Here is a 17090-nt window from a genome sequence, read left to right as displayed (position 1 = left end):
CTGTTTCAGGCCTGCGGGGACCGTTGCTGGTAGCCGCAGATTTCCACGTCTTCGACGCACAGGTCAGGAACCTTCGCCATGAAGGCCTGAACGTAGTTCGTGCTCATATGCAGTTTGAAATCCGAGGCATGCCGCCAGTCTTCGAGCACCATCCAAACGTCGGCGACGTCGTTGGACTGGTGGATTTCGTAGCGCAGGCAGCCTTCCTCATTGCGCGAGGGGGTGACGAGCTGAAGCAGCTCGGCACCCAGATCCTGAGAACGACCTGGCTTTGCGGTGAAGTAGGCCACATTGGTGAGTTCAGCCATTTCAGGTCTCCTTCTCGGTTAGGGCAACACCCGCATAGTGACGGCATGCCTGGAAAAGATCTGCCGCGTCTTTGCGGGAGCTGTCGTGACCTTGCTCTTTTCAGACTCCGTTGATTGCTATGATGCGCGATGCGGCGGCAGCCTGCCGCTGTGCGGCCAGAGGTGGATATTCCGGCGATGCGAAGAGCTCACTGATCGCTTGCTTGTCAGGAAACTCGATGATGAGCATGTTGGTGGCCGTCCAGCCTTCCAGTTCCAGAGGGGCTTCATCGATGGCGATGAGCTTGCCGCCGGCTTTGGCGACGAGCGGCAAGGCCTTCGACCGGTAGTCTTCGATCGCCTTCATGTCGTGGATGTCGAGATCAACGATGAGATAAGCAGACATAGTTTTCTTCCTTTCTAAATGGGTTGCTGGTGCATTTTGGGCCCGGCGCCTCTCAGGGGAGATGGCGCCATTTGACCATCCGATCTCGAAGGTCGAGTGTGCCGCCATCGACGGTGAACGTGCCGTCACCGCGGTGATGCATCATTCGACGCTCTTTTCGGTTCTCGTTGATCCAGATCCTCGTCGCCTCAAGGATGAAGAGGTTGTAAGGATCCGAGAGCCTGGTATCGACGACCCGGCATTCTATGTTGGCCAGGCAGTCTGAGAGGAGCGGGGCTGATCCATCCTTGGCAGGTCGCGTTTTGAGACCATACCTCTGGAATTTATCCACCCTGTCGCCCGAGCAGTTCCCGACGTCGACAACGGTCTCGGCGAGATCAAGACCGGGCACAGCGATGACACATTCTCCGGTTTTCCGGAGAGCTTGATAGCTGTGATCCCAGGGCCCGATCACACAACCGATCAGCGGCGGGTCGTGTTGGATCATCATATGGAAGCCCATCGTCATCACGTTGGGCTTGCCGTTGTCACTGGTCGAGACCATGACGATCGGGCCAGGTTCCAGGACGCGATATGCTTGAGATGCGGGTAATTCCTTCATGACAATCTCCCTTGAGAGGTCCCTGCGACAAAGCAGGGACCCTTCAGGGCCGGTCCGTTACCAACCCTGTTCTACTGGCAGAACGAACAGCTCGGCGACGTCCACATGGGCCGGGGCCTGGGCTGCGAAGACGATGGTGTCGCCGATATCCTCGCCCTGGAGGAAGGTCATCTGACCGGCCAGCTCATCCATCTGCTTGCGGTAGCCCGGATCTGTGATGTGGTCATAGAGCTCGGTGGCAACCGCGCCAGGCTGGATGCAGGTCACGCGAATGCCATGCTTCTGACCGACTTCCATACGCAGGCCATCAGAGAAAGCCGTGACCGCATGTTTCGTGGCGCAGTAGACCGACAGGCCCTTGAACACCTTGCGACCGGCGATAGACGACATGTTGAACACGTGGCCGGAATGCTGCTTGATCATCTGGGGCAAAACGGCGGCCGTCGTGTTGAGCAGGCCCTTCACGTTCACGTCCACCATCCGCTGCCACTCGTCGACCTTGAACTGGTCGATATCGGAAAGCGGCATCAGGCCGGCATTGTTGACGAGGATGTCGATCGAACCGTATGCGTCGATAAGCTTTTTGACACCCGCATCGACCGAGGTCGTGTCAACCACGTCCATCTCGATCACAAGGGCTTCTCCGCCCTTGGCTTCGATCTGTTTCTTGAGATCTTCGAGCTTGTCGGTGCGCCGTGCAGCGATACCAACTTTTGCACCGGCTTCAGCAAGCTTTGCAGCGGTCGCAGCGCCAATGCCACTCGATGCGCCGGTGACCAATGCGATCTTTCCGTTGAGGTTGGTCATTGTCTTCACTCCTTGTCTCAAAGCCCACCACCGCGGTGGGCGTTTCGTTTTGACAAGGAGGAATTTAAGCCGATCGTCGGCATCCTTCTCTCGGGACCTTGCTCGACCTGTTGCGATCTTGCTCGAAATCGCGACGGGTCAAAAACTAACCTCGCCGGTAGTGGCTCGGCGGCAGGCCGGTTTCGCGACGGAAGACCTGGGCGAAGTGACTTGGGCTCGAATAGCCGACGGACATGCCAATCTCGATGATGCTGGTATCCGTCTCCTGCAGAAGAAGCTGTGCCCGGGCAACGCGCTGGCGAATGAAGTAGCGCGAGGGCGAGAGCCCGGTCGCCTTCTTGAACAAACGACTAAAATGAAATTCGCTCATGCCGACCGTCTCAGCCAACTGGGCGAGATTGAACGGCTCGGCTAGATGTTCCTCCAGGTGGGCCAAGGCCCGACGGAGCTTAAAGCCGGGGAGCGCATTCTGCCGATCGTCGGGAGCTTCACTGGCGGCGTAATTCCGGATGAGATGCACGGCAAGGGTCTGGGCGAGGCCCTGAATGAACAGCTGGCTTCCCTTCCCCTCAGACGTGAGCTCTTGGTGGATCACGGAAAGAAGGAGCGACAGCTGCGTGTCCTTGCCCCCGGAAATGTCGCGAAGTGCAGGAGGGGCGGCGCAGCCCAGCACGTCGTAGGCGACGCGCTCGAACAGCGGAACGGAGAGATAAAGATGCATAACCTGGAAAGGCGCGTCGCCGATAGCGCGCCAGCGCATCTCATATGGGGTGGGAGAGCGGGTCAGGAAAAAATCGCCAACTGTGACCGTATTAGCGACCCATTCCCCGTCAAGGTCACGCTCCTCAACCACCGCTTCGCCTGACATCACCCAGACGATCAGGGGCTCAGCGACTGCGGGAACAAGAAATGGCTCCTGCTTGTTCAGGCGGGAATAGACCTGCACGAACATGTCATTCCACGCCGGACTATCGCCACTGACAAGCGTGCGACCGGCTATATATTGTTCAAGCCCGAGCGGGGACGTCCGCTCGGGCCTTGCAATAGCCTCCTCCAGTTCAGGCACGAGTACCGCTGGATAAATGGGCTTCCCGGTAACGGCCGGGATCGGCGGCAAATCGATTTGACGGGATGGTTCGATGGTTTCCAATGCGGACCCTCTCTTAAAACGAGCAGCTGCGAAGGTTGCCTAAGGGCTCAATGGAACCTGTCCTGGTTCACATCTCCGCCCACAACCACCATTAATGATGCGATGCAGCATTTGGTTTCGTCCGATAGGAAGATAAAACCGGTCTCATCCGACTCTTTGAGACAAATGAAGTCCACATCGACGTCGCAAGTGAGTATCTCGGGCTTCGTGGCACTATTCGGAAAGCCTCCAAGAGCATCTTTTTCAAGGAGCGAACGCAAGGCTGCTCCCTCTCCCGGCAGTGCTCGAATGAATGTAACTGCTGCTGTATCGCCACACATGGTCTACTCCATTGAAAAAAGATCGAGCTCGCCGGCAGGGTCTGCCGGCGATATCATGACCTGACTACCGCCTGCGATAGAGAACCATGCCGGCGTGGTACAGGACGCCATCAACAAAGTCGCCGTTGGCAGTAAAGCCGGTATCGTCCCAGTACTCGATGTGGTCTCTCGACACCTCGTATCGTCCTTGATAGGCACTTTCGCGTCGGCCACGCGCCTCGTCGTAGCGGCCGTTCGGGAGCAATTGGTGCCGTATGCGGCCGTCTGCGGTCTCCCACATGCCGACATAGGGGTGTGAAGGCGTTGCGGCGGTCATTGGGCCACCTCCGTCTTGCCTAGGAAAGACTGAATGGTCTCGGGCTCGACGACCCAAGCGTAGTTCAGTTCATGGCGGATTTTCCATTTGCCAGCGGTACATTCCCAGCCCAACTGCGAGCGGCCATCGAAAGCGATCACCTTGCCGTCAAGGCGATCGATGCGGCCAACGAAGCCAAGTGTCGTCGAAGCGACTGTCTCGCCGACGATCGCGTCATGACCTCCAGTCAATCCGTGGCGGACAGATCGAGCGGCGTTCTGCAACGCCTCCCAGTTGGCGCCGTAGCGAGCCGAGTTATCAAAGAGCTGTGTGCTGCCGGGCGCAAAATTGTCGTAGAAAACACCTTTCGTATTTTCCAGATCGTAATACGTGTTCAGCTTTTCTGCGAACACGAATTTGCCATCGCCTTCATGTCGCTCCCAACCCTTCATGATCCAGTCCGCATGAAGTGCGAGAGGAGCCTCGGAGCCTTCCCGAGGGCACGCGCTATCTTGTGCAGCGACAGGTCCGGCGCAGAACCCAAGAGCCAAAGCTGCTGCTGCGAGTCTGATCTTGATATGTGTCATGAGAATATCTCCTTCGATGATCGGTTGTTCATGCCTGCCCTGCCGCGATGGCGACCGTTGGCCACGGACAATAGGTAGACAAATTCGATTGTCGTCTGTATCCCCTTTCCGCTAACGAGATTGGTTAGCAAGATACGACAATGAATATCGATCTTAACTTGGTGCCTATGTTTCTGGCCGTCGCCGAAGAAGGAAATTTTAGGTCCGCGGCCGACCGGTTGGGTGTTACTCGCTCCGCCGTGAGCCAAGCGATCAGACGTCTCGAGGATATCTGCGGCATCGCGCTCGTCAGCCGCACGACCCGTAGCGTGCGGCTCACCGAAGCGGGCAACCGCTTCCGCGAAACCCTGTCCCAACCAATGGCAGAGGTCAGATCTGCGTTCGAGAATGTAGCGGGCGACGCAAGGCCGAGCGGGTTGCTGCGGATCGCGGTGACATCGATTGCCGAACAGTTTTTGTCCGGCCCACTGATCGCGTCCTTCGCTGAAGCCCATCCCGGCATAACGATCGACGTCACGGTGACGGACGACGTCTTTGACATCGTAGACGCCGGCTTCGATGCGGGCGTCCGGCTGGGTGATGTGATCGAGCAGGATATGGTCGCGGTTCCACTGACCAAAGAAGAGAGAGAAGTGGTCGTCGCGACACCGCGATATTTCGAAGTCCACGGAGCGCCCCGGCATCCTCGGGAGCTGGTGCGTCATCGTTGTATCGGTTGGCGTCCCTCTCCAAGTGCTGCGCCTTACCGATGGGAGTTCGAGGAAGATGGAATTCCTATCGACGTTGCCGTTGAGCCGCAAATCACCACCAACGATCTGTATCTGATGGTCCGGACCGCACTCGCTGGTGGCGGTATTACATTTGCGTTGGAGGAGACCTTTCGCTCATACATCGATCGCGGCGAGTTGATCACGGTGTTGGACGACTATCTGCCGCCCTTTCCAGGGTTTTTCCTATATTTCCCCAATCGCCGGAATATGGCGCCCAAGCTGCGCGCGCTCATCGAGCATGTTCGTGCCTACCGAGTGGCCCAACTATAGCCGTCAGCGGCTGGAGTTGGATCAGTTTCGCCGTTTTCCAATCGCTACATCCTGCAATTCGATGAAACTCAGCCTCATGTGTAAATTCGATATCGATCGAAAGCCGTATAGCAGTCCGCGCGGGCAATGCTGACGAATAACATGAGAAGCAGCGCGGGCGTGCCCGCTCTTGGAAGGACCCGAAGTAATGGCGCACATTATGTGGGAGACAGTCTTCCCGGAAGTGTTGAAATTGCGACGTTTTCTATCGATATCCCTCATTTATTTCAGTTGGTCATCCCGATTTTGACCTGCGGCTCTGTGGAGCTAGAGAGATTTTGAAAATGGCAGCGTCTATCACTTGTCCTGCATGACCATCCTCTTTGCGATGTCGGGATCCCGATGCGTCGCGCCAGATCGGCACAAAACGGGTTCCACGCTTCGTCCCTATTAACTGCCCTCCGCACACATTCTATGATCACATATCGCAATATTAGCGCTTTCTGCCTAAGCGCATCTTTAATAAACCGGCGGAGGGGAAACTATGCCGGTAACCGGCGAAGTTGCAAAGTCATCGATAGGCCCCAGGTCCCATTCGGAGAACCAATGGACGCATCAGCGCCGCAGGTGTAGATGGGCCCAACACACGCAAACGATGTTTCGTTTGCCAGTTCCCCATGGAATGAGCAAGGATCGAGACTTCCTTCACCTGCGCGTCCTTGGCGAGATATTGGAAGAGCAACTCCAAGGCATTGCGCGTGTAGTTGGTACTCTCCCGATCGTAGCCATACGCGAGCAAACTTCCCCGGGACGGCCATGTGACCAGCACCGGCGCGCTTGCTACGCCAGAATCGTGAACGATCTGGGCAAAGCGATAGACCGAGTCTTCGAACCGATTGTTGAAGCCGTGAATGAAGACCAGCACACTACCGTCCCGGCTCCTCTTGACGGAAGCACTCAGCCATTTTCTGGCATCATCTCGGCTGATTTCCTCCGCCTTCAAAGTCGCAAAGTCCGTGGCTGGATTGGATGGGAGTCTTTTCGGCCATGCCACCTCACCAACTTTGCGCACATTTGCCGGTGGGATGGAGACGGTGATTTCGGCAAAGGCCGCGTCCCTGGCTCGTTCACCGGTAAACATTTTGCCGTTGATCATCGAGCGACTGCGTGTGGTGGTGACTAGCATGTCAACCTTGGTGGATGTGGGGACGCTGTCGGCAACGGGAATGAGAACGGTCGCCGTTCTGATCCTGATTGCCGGTGCCTTTGACTCATCGTATTCACTAGTACCGAAAAGATATCCAAACACATGAAACCGCGAGCATGGTCGTTTCCGAGGTCGTCTTCGGGATCTTGCTAACTGCTGTCGCAATTCAGCTGATTGTCAATGGGCTGGGCGTCTAGGGATTATAGCACCCGTGGCTAATCATTGCCCCAGAAGGACGTCAGTTTTTCCAGAGGGCTGGCCAAGCGGAACATGACTGATCGACAAAAAAATACTATCGCCTACGCGGCACTTATGGTGCTCCAGTCTCTGGCAGTGGCATATCTACTCTGGGTGATCTTTCCGATCTTCTACGCCGTCGTCACCCATCTCGGCGAACGCCAACAAGTGCCATCGTCTACGTTCATTGCGATTCTCATAACGGCTTTGGTTCAGCAGGCGAGCTACTGGGCGAGAATGCGTTGGGTCGAGGTCCGTGCCCCGTTCCGCTCTATCCTCGTATCTCATCTGTTTTCCTTCGCCGCGCGCATGGCCTTCCTGTTCGGTGGTGTCCTGTTCTCAACCATCTTTTTTCGGCACTTGCCGGAAATCAACGCGCTGCCCCACTCGGTCAAGCGGTGCTGCTTGGCACGCTGGTCTTGTTGGTGCTGTTCGGGTTCTTTTGCTACTCCGTCGAACTTGAGCGCCTCGCTAAGACCCTCGAGGTTCCGCCTCAAACCTGATCGCGTGTCCTACTATTTGAAAGATCGGCATGTGTGATCCTGGCACCTTATCGCCATCGAAATTGCGATCGGCGACTAAGCAAAGTAGGGCTTGCGTTATTTCGCTTGGAACGATGAGAAGAGCCCTTCAAAGAACGAATCTCGCCTGATCGAGTCTCCGCGCCTGTCCCTTCGGTTACCGATATTCGCGGATTTCCACCCAATGGTTGAGATGTTCTCGGAAGAGCCGGTGTCGCGCCACCTGGGGAAGCTTAACCGCAGTGAAATATGGACTCGGCTCTTACGCGACGCCGGGCACCGGCAGTTGATGGATTTTGGCCAATTTTCCATTATTGAAAGGGCGCAAAACACTTACATCGGAAAGGTCGGGTTTGCTGTGTTCGAACGCCCGCTGGGCCGGGCGGACACAAATATCGAAATGTCTTGGACTCTTCGGAGCCAGTTCCATAGGCTCGGGTATGCGAAGCGTGCCGGCAGCATAAGGAACTGATGTTCTGTGCACCGGACCATCGCTATGATCGGGCAGTACCCGGTAGTTTCCGGCTGGTGCCGACGGCCGATATGCGGAAGAAACTCGCGACCGAGTACGGGAGAATGTCGGCGATGATCTTTGCGATGCCGCCTGATTTCGAGGCCATCATGAAAAGCATCTCGCCTGGGTCTTCCGTTCAGACGTCCGGTGCGGCTGGAGATCACCTTTTCGTCGCTCAACAGCGAAAAAAGGGCAAGGACAGCAGCTCGATCCCGGGTTCTCATCAGCCAGTCCCAAGACGAAAAAGCCTGCCGCGGGAGGAGGTGCGGCAGGCTTTCGAAAAGAACCGAACAACGGCTGGGAGGAGGAGTGCCGCAGTTCTGACAGACGCCCCTTGGGAGGAGGAGTGGGCCGTCTGAAATCGAAGCTCTGCGGGAGGAGATGCATTGCTTCGATGAGAACCACAATACCAATTTTCGCTGCACACGAAATAGACTTTGCTGCAGTGCAGCTATGCGCAGAATGCAGCGCCTGATTTCGAGGGAGGACAATGGTGACATAATTGTGCGACCATTGTAATCCAGAACTAATCCAGCGAACACGGCAATTAACCACATTGCAGTGAAACCGTAATCCCGCCTATTGAGGCGACATCGGCAGATGCTACTTCAATCGGCTCAGCAGTTCCTGGGCCACAGCCGGGGCTGATGCGGGATTCTGGCCGGTGATCAGCTCGCGATCCGTTACGACATGCGCGGAGAAAGCTGCATCAGCCTGACTAAATTGACCGCCCGCCTGTGTGAGCGCATCCTGCGGATAGAATTTCATCTCGCCGCCACCCAGCAGTCCCTTGGCCATTTCCTCTTCCTGGTTGCTGAAGACCGTGAACTTGTAGCCGGCATAGATCCAGCCAGTTTGCGCCTTTGCGGTTCCCGCCGTCTCGAACTTTGTCACGAACTCTTGTGCGTCCGGCAGCGTAGACAGCAGTGCGATGGGACCATGGCAGGCGAGCGCCGTCGTCTTGCCATTCTCATGGAACCAGATGAGCAGCTTGCCGAGTTCGGAACTCACCAGAAGATCCTGCATCGGTGCGTGACCGCCGGGCACGTAGACCGCGTCGAAATGGTCGTAGCCGATCTGCTCGACCCGCGCGAGGCTGATGACCGGCGACTTGTCGCTCGACATCAGGCCCAGTTCCGACAGCTGCGCTTCGCTGGCTTTCATCGCCGCTTCGTCACCGCCGAAATACATCTTGTCGATGGATGTCCGGTCGACGGAAGGCGCCATACCTTTGGGTGTGGCGAAGGTGACCTCATGGCCTGCGTCGAGCAAGGCCTTCACCGGCTGCATCAATTCATTGAGGTAGAATCCGGTTTTGAATACCTTGCCGTCCTTCAGATCGAGACGATCGTAATCGGACAGCACGATCAGGACGTTTCCGGCATGGGCGCTTAAGGTGCTGGCGCCGAGCGCAAGAGCGACGGCGAGGCTGCGCAGAAGTTTCATGGGTCTAGCTCCGAAAGTTAGAAATATGGTGGGGAAGGGAAAGGCGGTTGCTTCTCAGCCAGCGACCTTGGTGAGCCGGTGCAGCGCAAAGTCGGCGAAATAGTCGCCAACGCCGCTCGCCTGAAAGCGCTGCAGGACGGCGCCCTGCATATGGGCGCGCCATTGGTCTTCACTTTGCCAGGTTTCGACAAAGATGCGCACGCGTCCATCATCGAGCGACTGGTGCAACTCGTACCGGAGGCAGCCGTCTTCGGCCAGCGTCTCGGCGACCAGCTTTTCCTGGGCAGCGCCAAGCGCCGCCTCCTTGCCGGGCTTGGCGGTGGTGATGGCGATGATGGTCAGAGGCGTGTTTGACATGGGTAGTGCCTTTCTCAGGCGATGGTGTTGACGAGACCGCCTTCGGCACGAAGGGCTGCACCGTTCGTGGCCGATGAACGGGGGCTGGCGAGATAGGCAACGAGGTTTGCCACCTCTTCCGCCTCCACCATGCGCTGGAGGATCGAAGCCGCGCGGGCGGTGGCGAAGAATTCGGCCTCGATCTCTTTGATCGGTGCGGAAGGATCGCTTGCCTGGCTGCGCAGGAAGGCTTCGATGCCTTCCGAGCGGGTCGGTCCCGGAAGCACGGAATTGACCGTGACATTGGTGCCGCGGGTCAGTTGCGCCAATCCGCGCGAGATCGACAGCTGAGCCGTCTTGCTCGTTGCGTAGTGGATCATGTCCTCAGGGATGGCGAGACCCGACTCACTGGAAATGAAGATGATCCGGCCCCAATTGCGCTCCAGCATGCCGGGCAGATAGGTGCGCGACAGGCGCACGCCGCTCATGACATTGACGTCGAACAGATGGCTCCAGTCGGCGTCGGTGATGTCGCCGAAGGCCTTGCTCTCGTAGATGCCGATATTGTTGACGAGGATATCGACCAACGGTTCGGCCTTGGCGATGATCGCGGCACCCTCGGCGCTGGCCGCGTCTGCCAGAATGCCTGTGATCTCAGATCCGCCGGAAGTTTTGACGGCAGCGATCGCGCTGTCGAGCTTGACGCGGTCGCGGCCCGTGATGACAACCCTCGCGCCTTCGATGGCGAGAGAGCGGGCGATTTCGAGGCCGATGCCGGCGGTGGCGCCGGTTACAAGGGCGGTCTTTCCGTTGATTTGCAGATCCATGACGTGTCTCCAGATTGTTGCTGGAGACAATTTATGATTTAAGCCTCGGAGATACTATTGCCTGTAAAAGACGTGCACCTGTGAATGAGGATCATCAATGCCGCGCATTCTGATGGAACGTTCCGGCGAAATGGAGGTGTTTGCCCGCGTTGTTCAGGATGGGGGATTCTCCGCCGCCGCCCGTAACCTGGACATCACACCATCAGCGGTTAGCAAGTTGATCGCCCGTCTGGAAACAAGGCTCGGCACGCGCCTGCTGGTGCGAACGACCCGCGCTCTGACGCTGACCGAGGAAGGCGAAGCCTATCACCATGCGGCGCTTCGGATTCTGCAGGAACTGAACGATGCGGATCAGGAGGCAACGGGCGGTGCGGTCCGTGGACGGCTGAGGATCAATACCACAATACCGTTCGGAACGATGTTCGTCGCACCGGCCATTCCGGAGTTCATCGCCCGCAATCCCGACCTGATCGTCGACCTCTCCTTCACCGACGGGATTGTCGACCTGGTAGCGGAAAAGACCGACGTCGCTATCCGCATGGGAAACCTGCCGGACAGCGGCCTGATCGCCCGCAAGCTCGGACAGAGCCGGCGCGTGGTCTGTGCTTCACCTGACTATCTGGCGCGCCGACGTTCGCCGGAAACGCCTATGGACCTCGCGCAGCACGACTGCCTGACCTTCAATTTTCGGCGAGCAAGACCGTCCTGGCCGTTTCGTGACCGCGACCGGGACATCGCACAACCAGTCAAAGGCAGCATCGTCGTCAACAACGGCGAGACGATGAAGCAAATGGCGTTGGCCGGCGCTGGCATTGCCCGCGTCGGCCTGTTTCATGTGGCCGACGACATCGCCGCTGGGCGTTTGATTCCACTGCTCGAAGACTTCAATCCACGCGATCTTGAACTGGTGCATGCCGTCTATGTCGGTGGTGGTCCCCTGCCCCACCGCGTCCGTGCCTTCATCGACCATATGGTCGTGACACTGGGTGATTCACCGCTGCTGAAAGGGACGCCCTGACCCGGAGAAAAATAAGGAAATGCGCACTTCAAGATGCTTGATGCTTCGCCTTTCTTATCCGATCAATCGCGATATTCCGGCGCTTGCCGGTCCAGCACCCGACGGATGCTTTCCAGATGCATTCTGGCACTTTCCGGGTCCCCTTCGCGCATCTGCCGCGCGGCATCAGCCGCGACAGCGGGCACGACCGGCAGAAGTTTGCGGCCTGAACCCATCGCCTTCAACTGAACTTCGGCAGCACGTTCGAGATAGTAGAGATCATCCCAGGCTTCGGCGATGTTCGGCGCGCAGACCATCACGCCATGGTTTTTCATGAACAGGATATCCTTGTCTCCAAGGACGGCGGCGATCCTGTCGCCTTCGCTTTCGTCCAGAGCAAGGCCATTATAGTTCTCGTCAACCGCCACACGGCCGTAGAACTTGAGCGCCGTCTGGCCTGCCCAGACCAATGGCTCACCCTCGACCATGCTGAGCGCGGTCGCATTCGGCATATGGGTGTGAAACGCAGCACCGACCCGCGGCGCCATCTTGTGCAACCGCGCATGGATATAGAACGCGGTTGCCTCCGGTACGCCATCCCCGGCAACCACATTGCCTTCGAAATCGCAGATCAGCAATGACGAGGCAGTCGCCTCCTGAAACGCCCAACCCAGGCGGTTGACGATGAAGAGGTCGGGATGACCGGGCACAACAGCCGAGAAGTGGTTACAGATCCCCTCTTCAAGGCCGAGCCGCGCTGCCATGCGAAGGCAAGCGGCGAGGTCGCCCCGTGCTTGCCAAATCTCTTCGGTGTCCAGCAAACGATTGTGCCGTAGTGCAGGATTTGTCTTCGAAACATTCAGCTCATGCGCCATGTTAGTCTCCTATCGTTCCATCCAGCCCGCTGCGGCAAGGATGGCAGGCACCTTGTCGAGCGTCGGGACGATTTCGTCCGGGCGGTAATCTTCCAGGGGTTTGCGGCCGGTGCCACGATCGACCCAAACGGTACGAAAGCCAAGCTCGCGCGCCGCTGCAAGATCCAGATGCGGACTGGCGCAAATATGCACCAGATCCTCCATGCTGGTGCCGAGGCTTTTCCAGGCATGATGGAAGATCTGGCTGCATGGCTTGTAGGCACCGGCCTGTTCCGCAGTGATGACGCGGTCGATGTGGCCACCAAGTTGGGCCACGTTTCCAGCAATGATGGCATCATCAGTATTGGAGATGATCGCCAGGCGGAAACCTGCATCTTTTAACTTTCCAAGGGTTGCCACAATCTCCGGAAACGGCGGCATCTTGCCGATCGACGAGGTCAGGATATTGGCATCCGCTACCTCAAACGGAAGGCCGAATTCGGCCATCGCCCGTTCCAGGGCAAGGGCGCAGACCTCGGCAAACGTGCGGTGAGGACGCCCCTCCTCCAGCGAATGTTCATGGTGATCGTAGATCGAGATAAATGCCTTCTGATCGATATCGCCACCTTTTGCGGACAGTATTCTGCCCATTGCAGCAAGCAGCCCTTCGTCCCATTGAATCAGGGTTCCATAGCAATCAAAGGTCAGCCAGGTCGGCTTGGGTCCAGTCAGGGTCATACGTTTTCTCCTTGATTTTCCCGAGATTGACAAAACCTGCGTGGATTACGAAATTAAATCTCATCATCATCTTCATTGGGAAATCAAATGAGCTTCGGGTTCGATCTGGATCTTCTGAAAACCTTTGCTGCCGTCGTCGATTGCAGCGGCTTCACCAAGGCGGCCGAACGGGTGCGCTTGACGCAGTCGACGGTGAGCCAGCAGATCAAGAAGCTGGAGGTCAATTTAGGCACCTCACTGCTGCGACGGGACAAATCGACCGGAACTGTTGAAACTACGGAAGCCGGCGAGTTACTGCTGAGCTATGCGCGCAGAATACTCGCCATCGCAGATGAGGCCGCCGAGGTCATGCGAAGACCTCTGGCGCCGCGGTCCGTTCGCCTCGGCGTTCCGGAAGATTTTGCCGGGCGGCGCCTCATCGATCTGCTGTCGGGATTTTCAATCGCATCGCCTCACATAAGGCTCGACACGGTTAGTGGCTGGAGCACTGAGCTCCGGCGCCTGCTGGATGCGGGCGAAATTGACCTCGCGCTGATCAAGCGCGAGCCTGGAGATGGGGCCTGTCTCGCGAGTTGGAAAGAAGAGTTGGTCTGGGTGGAGAGCGCCACCCGTTCGATCGAGACGGACCCGGTTCCACTCGCGGTGTTTCCCGTCGGCTGCATATACCGGGATCGCGCCATCCGCGCGATCGAGCGCAGCGGTCGTCGCTGGCGGATCGCCTATACCAGCCAGGGACTGATGGGTGTGCAGGCGGCGGTTGCCTCCGGCCTCGGAATCAGTCTGCTACCTTCCGACGCGGTGCTAACCGAACACCGGCAACTTGGGCCATCTGACGGCTTCGACGATCAGCCAGCGTCCGAGATTGCATTGGTAAAAGGACGGACAAGTCTGTCCAATGAAGCAAAGTTTGTCGGCAGCTTCCTAACGGATATTCTGGAGCCGTAATGTCCTGGACAAAGATGTGCGGGTGACCGGCGCGGATAGATCACGGAACAGTTACCGATCCCAACGGTTAAGCCTCCTCATTCAACTGGAGGAAGATCATGACCGAAGAACGCCGACGCCCGAACCCACCCTATCCGGAACAGGAGCAAGAGCCGCCGGGCAAAACCGCTTCAATGAAACCCGTCCCGGATCACGGCGAGAAATCCTATCGCGGCAATGGAAGACTTGAGGGCAAGGTGGCGCTGATCACCGGCGCCGATTCCGGGATTGGCAAGGCCGTCGCCATTGCTTTCGCGCGTGAAGGCGCCGATGTCCTGATCTCCTATCTCAACGAAGACGACGATGCGGCCGACACCGCCAAATGGGTCGAGGACGCCGGCCGTAAGGCGCTTGTCATCGCCGGGGACATCACATCGGAAGACCATTGCCAGGAGCTCGTCGCGCGCGCGGTCGATGAGCTCGGCGGGATCGACATCCTGGTCAACAACGCTGCTTTTCAGCGCACCTACGGTGATATCGCCGATATATCTGCTGATGAGTGGGACACGACCTTCCGAACGAATATCTATGCGCCGTTCTTTCTAGCTAAGGCCGCCGCTTCGCATATGAAACCTGGAAGTGCGATCATCAACACGACCTCCATCCAGTCGCGACAGCCATCGCCGCAGCTTCTGGCATACGCATCCACCAAGGGCGCCGTTTCCAACTTCACGGCCGGCCTTGCCGAAATGCTCGCTGAAAAAGGCATCCGCGTAAATGCCGTCGCTCCTGGCCCAATCTGGACGCCCCTTATTCCGTCAACCATGCCAGCTGAAAAAGCCGCCAAGTTCGGGCAACAGACCTTGATCGGCCGCGCCGGCCAACCCGCCGAACTGGCTGGCGCCTATGTCCTCCTAGCTTCCGAGCTTGGGAGCTATATGACCGGCGCCGTCATTCCGGTCACCGGCGGCGAGATCATGATTTAATACTTCAGACTCCGAGGCCGGGCGGAAACATGTTTCCTCCGGCCCGGGTGGTTCTTTGCATAGGCAGCATTTCACCGATGCCAAAAAAATCCCAGCTCTCCAGATGGCGTCAAATACGCGTGCACAAACTGAATGGAAGACGCCATGCCGCGAGCTATCCATTCGGGCCGGGTGACAACTTTGACGCAGCCGTCCGCTTTGTCCCGAAAAGTCTTGTATGCCTCCGGTCCCTCTTCGAGGCCTATGCGGTGGGTGATGAGGAAAGACGGATCGATTTTGCCCTCCACAATCAGGTTCAACAGCGGCTCGAGATACCGTTGCACATGGGTCTGGCCTGTCTTCAGCGTTAGACCTTTGCCCACGACGGCTCCAAGAGGTACTGGAACTGCTGGACCCACGAATACACCGGGGACCGAAACCGTCCCGCCAGGCCGGCAGGCGAGGATCGCTTGGCTGAGGGCGTAAGGCCGTTCGGTTTGACGTCAGCTTTGTCTGGAGGGTCTCCATCACGCCACCCGCCTCATGGCTTTCCATCCCGACTGCCTCACGGCATCCGGTCCAAGCCCATTGGTGATCACGAGAATACGCTCCTGCAAATCTTCAGCGGTATAATCGAGCGTTTCCGCACCGGAGGCTCGGGCAAGGGCTAGTCGTTCCGGCACGGTGTCAATGGCAATGACCCGTTCAGCGCCAAGCAGAAAAGCCGATCTGATTGCAAACAGGCCGACCGGCCCGCAGCCGAATACGGCAACCGTCTGCCCTTGCTTGATGTCGCAGTTTTCGGCGGCCATGTAGCCGGTTGGAAAAATGTCGGAGAGGAACAGGACCTGTCGTCGATCAGGCCGTTAGGACAACAATCGGGCCAACATCGGCATAAGTAACGCGAAGATAATGCGCTTGTCCGCCCCGGAAGCGGCCGTACATTTTCGGAATAACCGAACAGCCCAGCCGTTGGATAACCGATTTGCTTGGCCTGCATCGCGCCGGATGGATTCGAACGCTCGCAAAGCGAAAACTGACCCCATTTACACTGCCGACATTCTCCACAGGCAATGGTGAAGGGCACAACCACACCTTCACCGACCTTGAGCCTGGAAGCCTCCCCGGCCGACCTCGACCACCTCACCCATGGGTCGTGGCCCATCACGTCCCCCGCATGCATCCCGGGGACGAAACCGCCGTAGAGGTGAAGATCCGACCCGCAGATCGCGCAGCTGGTCACCTTGATGATCGCGTCGCGATCGTCTTGGGTGACCGGATCGTCTACCGCTTCGCAGCGTATGTCGCCGCTGCCATGCCAAGTAAGACCTTTCATCTGCGGTCTCTCCCAATTTGCGGTCGGTCGTAGCCCTGATCTCGTCAGAGCAATCATCCGCCGTCAGCCCGTCAGGAACTCGCGGCATGGTCAACTGTTCCAGCTCTGTTGCTCAGACGCTTCCCGCATTCAGCCGCACAGGAAATGTGGGAGCGCACAGTCTGACCGGAAGTCACACCTGATATCGAGTTCGACGTTGCATCGAGGCTTCTGCCTCGTGCCGCTCCCACTTATGAACACCTCCAAGGATCCCTGAGGCAGCCACCTCATTTGTCTTGAACGGATCCGGGTCCGCGAGACGTTCACAACGGCCACACTGAGACGGGAGAGCTCAGCTGAGTTCTCTTTCGTCTTACAAGCTCGTAGGCAAAACATATTATCGGCCATGCGCAAATATCTTCAGTGACACAATGAACCAACATCAGCCGCTATCCAAATGCTCAGAGCTCTCCGGCCGTTACACTGAAGGCGGCATCACCGTCGTTGTGGAAATCTTCCGCCCTTCAGGCAGTGATGATTGGCGGATGGAGGTAACCAGCCTAGAAGACCAGATCACCGAATGGAATGAATCTTTCGCTTCTGCCCATGAGGCATGGGAAGAGTTCATCTATGTCGTCAGTACGGAAGGTCTCTCGGTCTTCCTCTAGACGCTCTCAACACCACCGGAGATGTAGGTTGGCGACCGACAGCGACAGACGGCGAACGATTTTTGATCG

General features: G+C 57.7%; 22 protein-coding genes and 3 pseudogenes. 8 read left to right on the top strand and 17 right to left on the bottom strand.

Going from position 1 to position 17090, the window contains the following annotated elements; all coding sequences use genetic code 11:
* Positions 1-5 precede the first annotated feature (5 nt).
* The 8 genes from JZX87_RS19600 to JZX87_RS19565 form a co-directional block, all read right to left on the bottom strand.
* On the bottom strand, positions 6-308 hold the full coding sequence (locus tag JZX87_RS19600) for a putative quinol monooxygenase (RefSeq protein WP_112852968.1): 303 nt from the start codon (positions 306-308) through the stop codon (positions 6-8).
* Between the two features lie 100 nt (positions 309-408).
* Positions 409-693 (bottom strand): DUF1330 domain-containing protein, encoded by a 285-nt coding sequence (locus JZX87_RS19595; protein ID WP_183688082.1) that lies wholly within the window; start codon positions 691-693, stop codon positions 409-411.
* A 52-nt stretch (positions 694-745) separates the two neighbouring features.
* Complete coding sequence (locus JZX87_RS19590) at positions 746-1294, bottom strand: flavin reductase family protein (RefSeq protein ID WP_183688084.1); 549 nt, start codon at positions 1292-1294, stop codon at positions 746-748.
* A gap of 57 nt (positions 1295-1351) precedes the next feature.
* Positions 1352-2101 (bottom strand): SDR family oxidoreductase, encoded by a 750-nt coding sequence (locus JZX87_RS19585; RefSeq protein ID WP_062579306.1) that lies wholly within the window; start codon positions 2099-2101, stop codon positions 1352-1354.
* 145 nt (positions 2102-2246) lie between these two features.
* The gene (locus tag JZX87_RS19580; RefSeq protein ID WP_206827432.1) at positions 2247-3251 is read right to left on the bottom strand and encodes a helix-turn-helix domain-containing protein; all 1005 of its coding nucleotides are present in this window, start codon (positions 3249-3251) and stop codon (positions 2247-2249) included.
* Positions 3252-3298: 47 nt separating this feature from the next.
* Positions 3299-3571, bottom strand: coding sequence for a hypothetical protein (locus JZX87_RS19575; protein ID WP_183688088.1), 273 nt, complete (start codon positions 3569-3571; stop codon positions 3299-3301).
* Between the two features lie 64 nt (positions 3572-3635).
* Positions 3636-3887 carry an Atu4866 domain-containing protein gene (locus JZX87_RS19570; protein ID WP_183688090.1) on the bottom strand — a complete coding sequence of 84 codons (252 nt, stop codon included), beginning with the start codon at positions 3885-3887 and terminating at the stop codon, positions 3636-3638.
* Positions 3884-4453 (bottom strand): hypothetical protein, encoded by a 570-nt coding sequence (locus JZX87_RS19565; protein WP_206827431.1) that lies wholly within the window; start codon positions 4451-4453, stop codon positions 3884-3886. The genes JZX87_RS19570 and JZX87_RS19565 overlap by 4 nt, the downstream gene beginning before the upstream one ends.
* 140 nt (positions 4454-4593) lie before the next feature.
* Here JZX87_RS19565 and JZX87_RS19560 point away from each other — a divergent pair, with 140 nt between their 5' ends.
* A complete protein-coding gene (locus JZX87_RS19560; protein ID WP_206827429.1) occupies positions 4594-5493 on the top strand; it encodes a LysR family transcriptional regulator in 900 nt (299 codons plus the stop codon).
* A 625-nt stretch (positions 5494-6118) separates the two neighbouring features.
* Here the strand turns inward: JZX87_RS19560 and JZX87_RS19555 are convergent.
* Positions 6119-6658 (bottom strand): annotated as a pseudogene (locus JZX87_RS19555) (alpha/beta hydrolase); the annotation flags it as partial.
* A 243-nt stretch (positions 6659-6901) separates the two neighbouring features.
* Between JZX87_RS19555 and JZX87_RS19550 the strand changes: the two are divergent.
* The 3 genes and pseudogenes from JZX87_RS19550 to JZX87_RS31380 form a co-directional block, all read left to right on the top strand.
* Complete coding sequence (locus JZX87_RS19550) at positions 6902-7456, top strand: hypothetical protein (protein WP_286194960.1); 555 nt, start codon at positions 6902-6904, stop codon at positions 7454-7456.
* A gap of 165 nt (positions 7457-7621) precedes the next feature.
* Positions 7622-7909 (top strand): GNAT family N-acetyltransferase, encoded by a 288-nt coding sequence (locus JZX87_RS31825; protein WP_353654216.1) that lies wholly within the window; start codon positions 7622-7624, stop codon positions 7907-7909.
* A pseudogene (locus JZX87_RS31380) lies at positions 7876-8070 on the top strand (nucleotidyl transferase AbiEii/AbiGii toxin family protein); the annotation flags it as partial. The gene JZX87_RS31825 and the pseudogene JZX87_RS31380, both read left to right, overlap by 34 nt.
* Positions 8071-8554: 484 nt before the next feature.
* On the opposite strand, the gene JZX87_RS19540 reads toward JZX87_RS31380, so the two are convergent.
* From JZX87_RS19540 to JZX87_RS19530, 3 genes are read right to left on the bottom strand one after another with little or no spacing between them, the layout of a single operon-like run.
* A complete protein-coding gene (locus JZX87_RS19540; RefSeq protein ID WP_206827425.1) occupies positions 8555-9397 on the bottom strand; it encodes a type 1 glutamine amidotransferase domain-containing protein in 843 nt (280 codons plus the stop codon).
* Positions 9398-9451: 54 nt separating this feature from the next.
* Positions 9452-9754 (bottom strand): putative quinol monooxygenase, encoded by a 303-nt coding sequence (locus JZX87_RS19535; protein ID WP_183688098.1) that lies wholly within the window; start codon positions 9752-9754, stop codon positions 9452-9454.
* Positions 9755-9768: 14 nt separating this feature from the next.
* Positions 9769-10560, bottom strand: a complete 792-nt coding sequence (locus JZX87_RS19530; protein WP_183688100.1) for an SDR family NAD(P)-dependent oxidoreductase — start codon at positions 10558-10560, stop codon at positions 9769-9771.
* A 97-nt stretch (positions 10561-10657) separates the two neighbouring features.
* Here JZX87_RS19530 and JZX87_RS19525 point away from each other — a divergent pair, with 97 nt between their 5' ends.
* Entirely contained in the window at positions 10658-11578 is a 921-nt protein-coding gene (locus tag JZX87_RS19525; protein WP_183688102.1) for a LysR family transcriptional regulator, read from the top strand.
* A gap of 62 nt (positions 11579-11640) precedes the next feature.
* On the opposite strand, the gene JZX87_RS19520 is transcribed toward JZX87_RS19525, so the two are convergent.
* Positions 11641-12432 carry an aldolase gene (locus JZX87_RS19520; protein WP_183688104.1) on the bottom strand — a complete coding sequence of 264 codons (792 nt, stop codon included), beginning with the start codon at positions 12430-12432 and terminating at the stop codon, positions 11641-11643.
* A 9-nt stretch (positions 12433-12441) separates the two neighbouring features.
* Positions 12442-13149, bottom strand: coding sequence for a haloacid dehalogenase type II (locus JZX87_RS19515; RefSeq protein WP_183688106.1), 708 nt, complete (start codon positions 13147-13149; stop codon positions 12442-12444).
* Between the two features lie 87 nt (positions 13150-13236).
* Between JZX87_RS19515 and JZX87_RS19510 the strand changes: the two genes are divergently transcribed.
* Positions 13237-14094: a LysR substrate-binding domain-containing protein gene (locus JZX87_RS19510; protein ID WP_206827423.1), complete on the top strand. Its 858-nt coding sequence runs from the start codon at positions 13237-13239 to the stop codon at positions 14092-14094.
* A gap of 98 nt (positions 14095-14192) precedes the next feature.
* A complete protein-coding gene (locus JZX87_RS19505) occupies positions 14193-15059 on the top strand; it encodes an SDR family oxidoreductase (protein ID WP_206827421.1) in 867 nt (288 codons plus the stop codon).
* Positions 15060-15130: 71 nt separating this feature from the next.
* On the opposite strand, the gene JZX87_RS32030 is transcribed toward JZX87_RS19505, so the two are convergent.
* The 3 genes and pseudogenes from JZX87_RS32030 to JZX87_RS32020 form a co-directional block, all read right to left on the bottom strand.
* Entirely contained in the window at positions 15131-15421 is a 291-nt protein-coding gene (locus JZX87_RS32030; RefSeq protein ID WP_404946540.1) for a hypothetical protein, read from the bottom strand.
* Positions 15422-15565: 144 nt separating this feature from the next.
* Positions 15566-15850: a zinc-binding dehydrogenase gene (locus JZX87_RS32025; RefSeq protein ID WP_404946541.1), complete on the bottom strand. Its 285-nt coding sequence runs from the start codon at positions 15848-15850 to the stop codon at positions 15566-15568.
* A 227-nt stretch (positions 15851-16077) separates the two neighbouring features.
* Positions 16078-16374: pseudogene (locus JZX87_RS32020) on the bottom strand (alcohol dehydrogenase catalytic domain-containing protein); the annotation flags it as partial.
* Between the two features lie 410 nt (positions 16375-16784).
* Here JZX87_RS32020 and JZX87_RS19495 point away from each other — a divergent pair.
* Entirely contained in the window at positions 16785-17021 is a 237-nt protein-coding gene (locus JZX87_RS19495; protein ID WP_206827419.1) for a hypothetical protein, read from the top strand.
* Positions 17022-17090 lie beyond the last annotated feature (69 nt).

Source organism: Agrobacterium sp. Ap1, assembly GCF_017313375.1.
GTDB lineage: Bacteria > Pseudomonadota > Alphaproteobacteria > Rhizobiales > Rhizobiaceae > Neorhizobium > Neorhizobium cellulosilyticum.
The sequence above is the reverse complement of the archived record's forward strand: the minus strand, read 5'-3'. Positions and strand labels throughout refer to the sequence as shown.

Excerpts from the sequence above, each read along its gene's own strand:
- JZX87_RS19600 (WP_112852968.1), bottom strand. The coding sequence starts at position 308 with ATGGCTGAACTCACCAATGTGGCCTACTTCACCGCAAAGCCAGGTCGT.
- JZX87_RS19595 (WP_183688082.1), bottom strand. The coding sequence starts at position 693 with ATGTCTGCTTATCTCATCGTTGATCTCGACATCCACGACATGAAGGCG.
- JZX87_RS19590 (WP_183688084.1), bottom strand. The coding sequence starts at position 1,294 with ATGAAGGAATTACCCGCATCTCAAGCATATCGCGTCCTGGAACCTGGC.
- JZX87_RS19585 (WP_062579306.1), bottom strand. The coding sequence starts at position 2,101 with ATGACCAACCTCAACGGAAAGATCGCATTGGTCACCGGCGCATCGAGT.
- JZX87_RS19575 (WP_183688088.1), bottom strand. The coding sequence starts at position 3,571 with ATGTGTGGCGATACAGCAGCAGTTACATTCATTCGAGCACTGCCGGGA.
- JZX87_RS19570 (WP_183688090.1), bottom strand. The coding sequence starts at position 3,887 with ATGACCGCCGCAACGCCTTCACACCCCTATGTCGGCATGTGGGAGACC.
- JZX87_RS19565 (WP_206827431.1), bottom strand. The coding sequence starts at position 4,453 with ATGACACATATCAAGATCAGACTCGCAGCAGCAGCTTTGGCTCTTGGG.
- JZX87_RS19560 (WP_206827429.1), top strand. The coding sequence starts at position 4,594 with ATGAATATCGATCTTAACTTGGTGCCTATGTTTCTGGCCGTCGCCGAA.
- JZX87_RS31825 (WP_353654216.1), top strand. The coding sequence starts at position 7,622 with ATGGTTGAGATGTTCTCGGAAGAGCCGGTGTCGCGCCACCTGGGGAAG.
- JZX87_RS19540 (WP_206827425.1), bottom strand. The coding sequence starts at position 9,397 with ATGAAACTTCTGCGCAGCCTCGCCGTCGCTCTTGCGCTCGGCGCCAGC.
- JZX87_RS19535 (WP_183688098.1), bottom strand. The coding sequence starts at position 9,754 with ATGTCAAACACGCCTCTGACCATCATCGCCATCACCACCGCCAAGCCC.
- JZX87_RS19530 (WP_183688100.1), bottom strand. The coding sequence starts at position 10,560 with ATGGATCTGCAAATCAACGGAAAGACCGCCCTTGTAACCGGCGCCACC.
- JZX87_RS19525 (WP_183688102.1), top strand. The coding sequence starts at position 10,658 with ATGCCGCGCATTCTGATGGAACGTTCCGGCGAAATGGAGGTGTTTGCC.
- JZX87_RS19520 (WP_183688104.1), bottom strand. The coding sequence starts at position 12,432 with ATGGCGCATGAGCTGAATGTTTCGAAGACAAATCCTGCACTACGGCAC.
- JZX87_RS19515 (WP_183688106.1), bottom strand. The coding sequence starts at position 13,149 with ATGACCCTGACTGGACCCAAGCCGACCTGGCTGACCTTTGATTGCTAT.
- JZX87_RS19510 (WP_206827423.1), top strand. The coding sequence starts at position 13,237 with ATGAGCTTCGGGTTCGATCTGGATCTTCTGAAAACCTTTGCTGCCGTC.
- JZX87_RS19505 (WP_206827421.1), top strand. The coding sequence starts at position 14,193 with ATGACCGAAGAACGCCGACGCCCGAACCCACCCTATCCGGAACAGGAG.
- JZX87_RS32025 (WP_404946541.1), bottom strand. The coding sequence starts at position 15,850 with ATGGCCGCCGAAAACTGCGACATCAAGCAAGGGCAGACGGTTGCCGTA.
- JZX87_RS19495 (WP_206827419.1), top strand. The coding sequence starts at position 16,785 with ATGAACCAACATCAGCCGCTATCCAAATGCTCAGAGCTCTCCGGCCGT.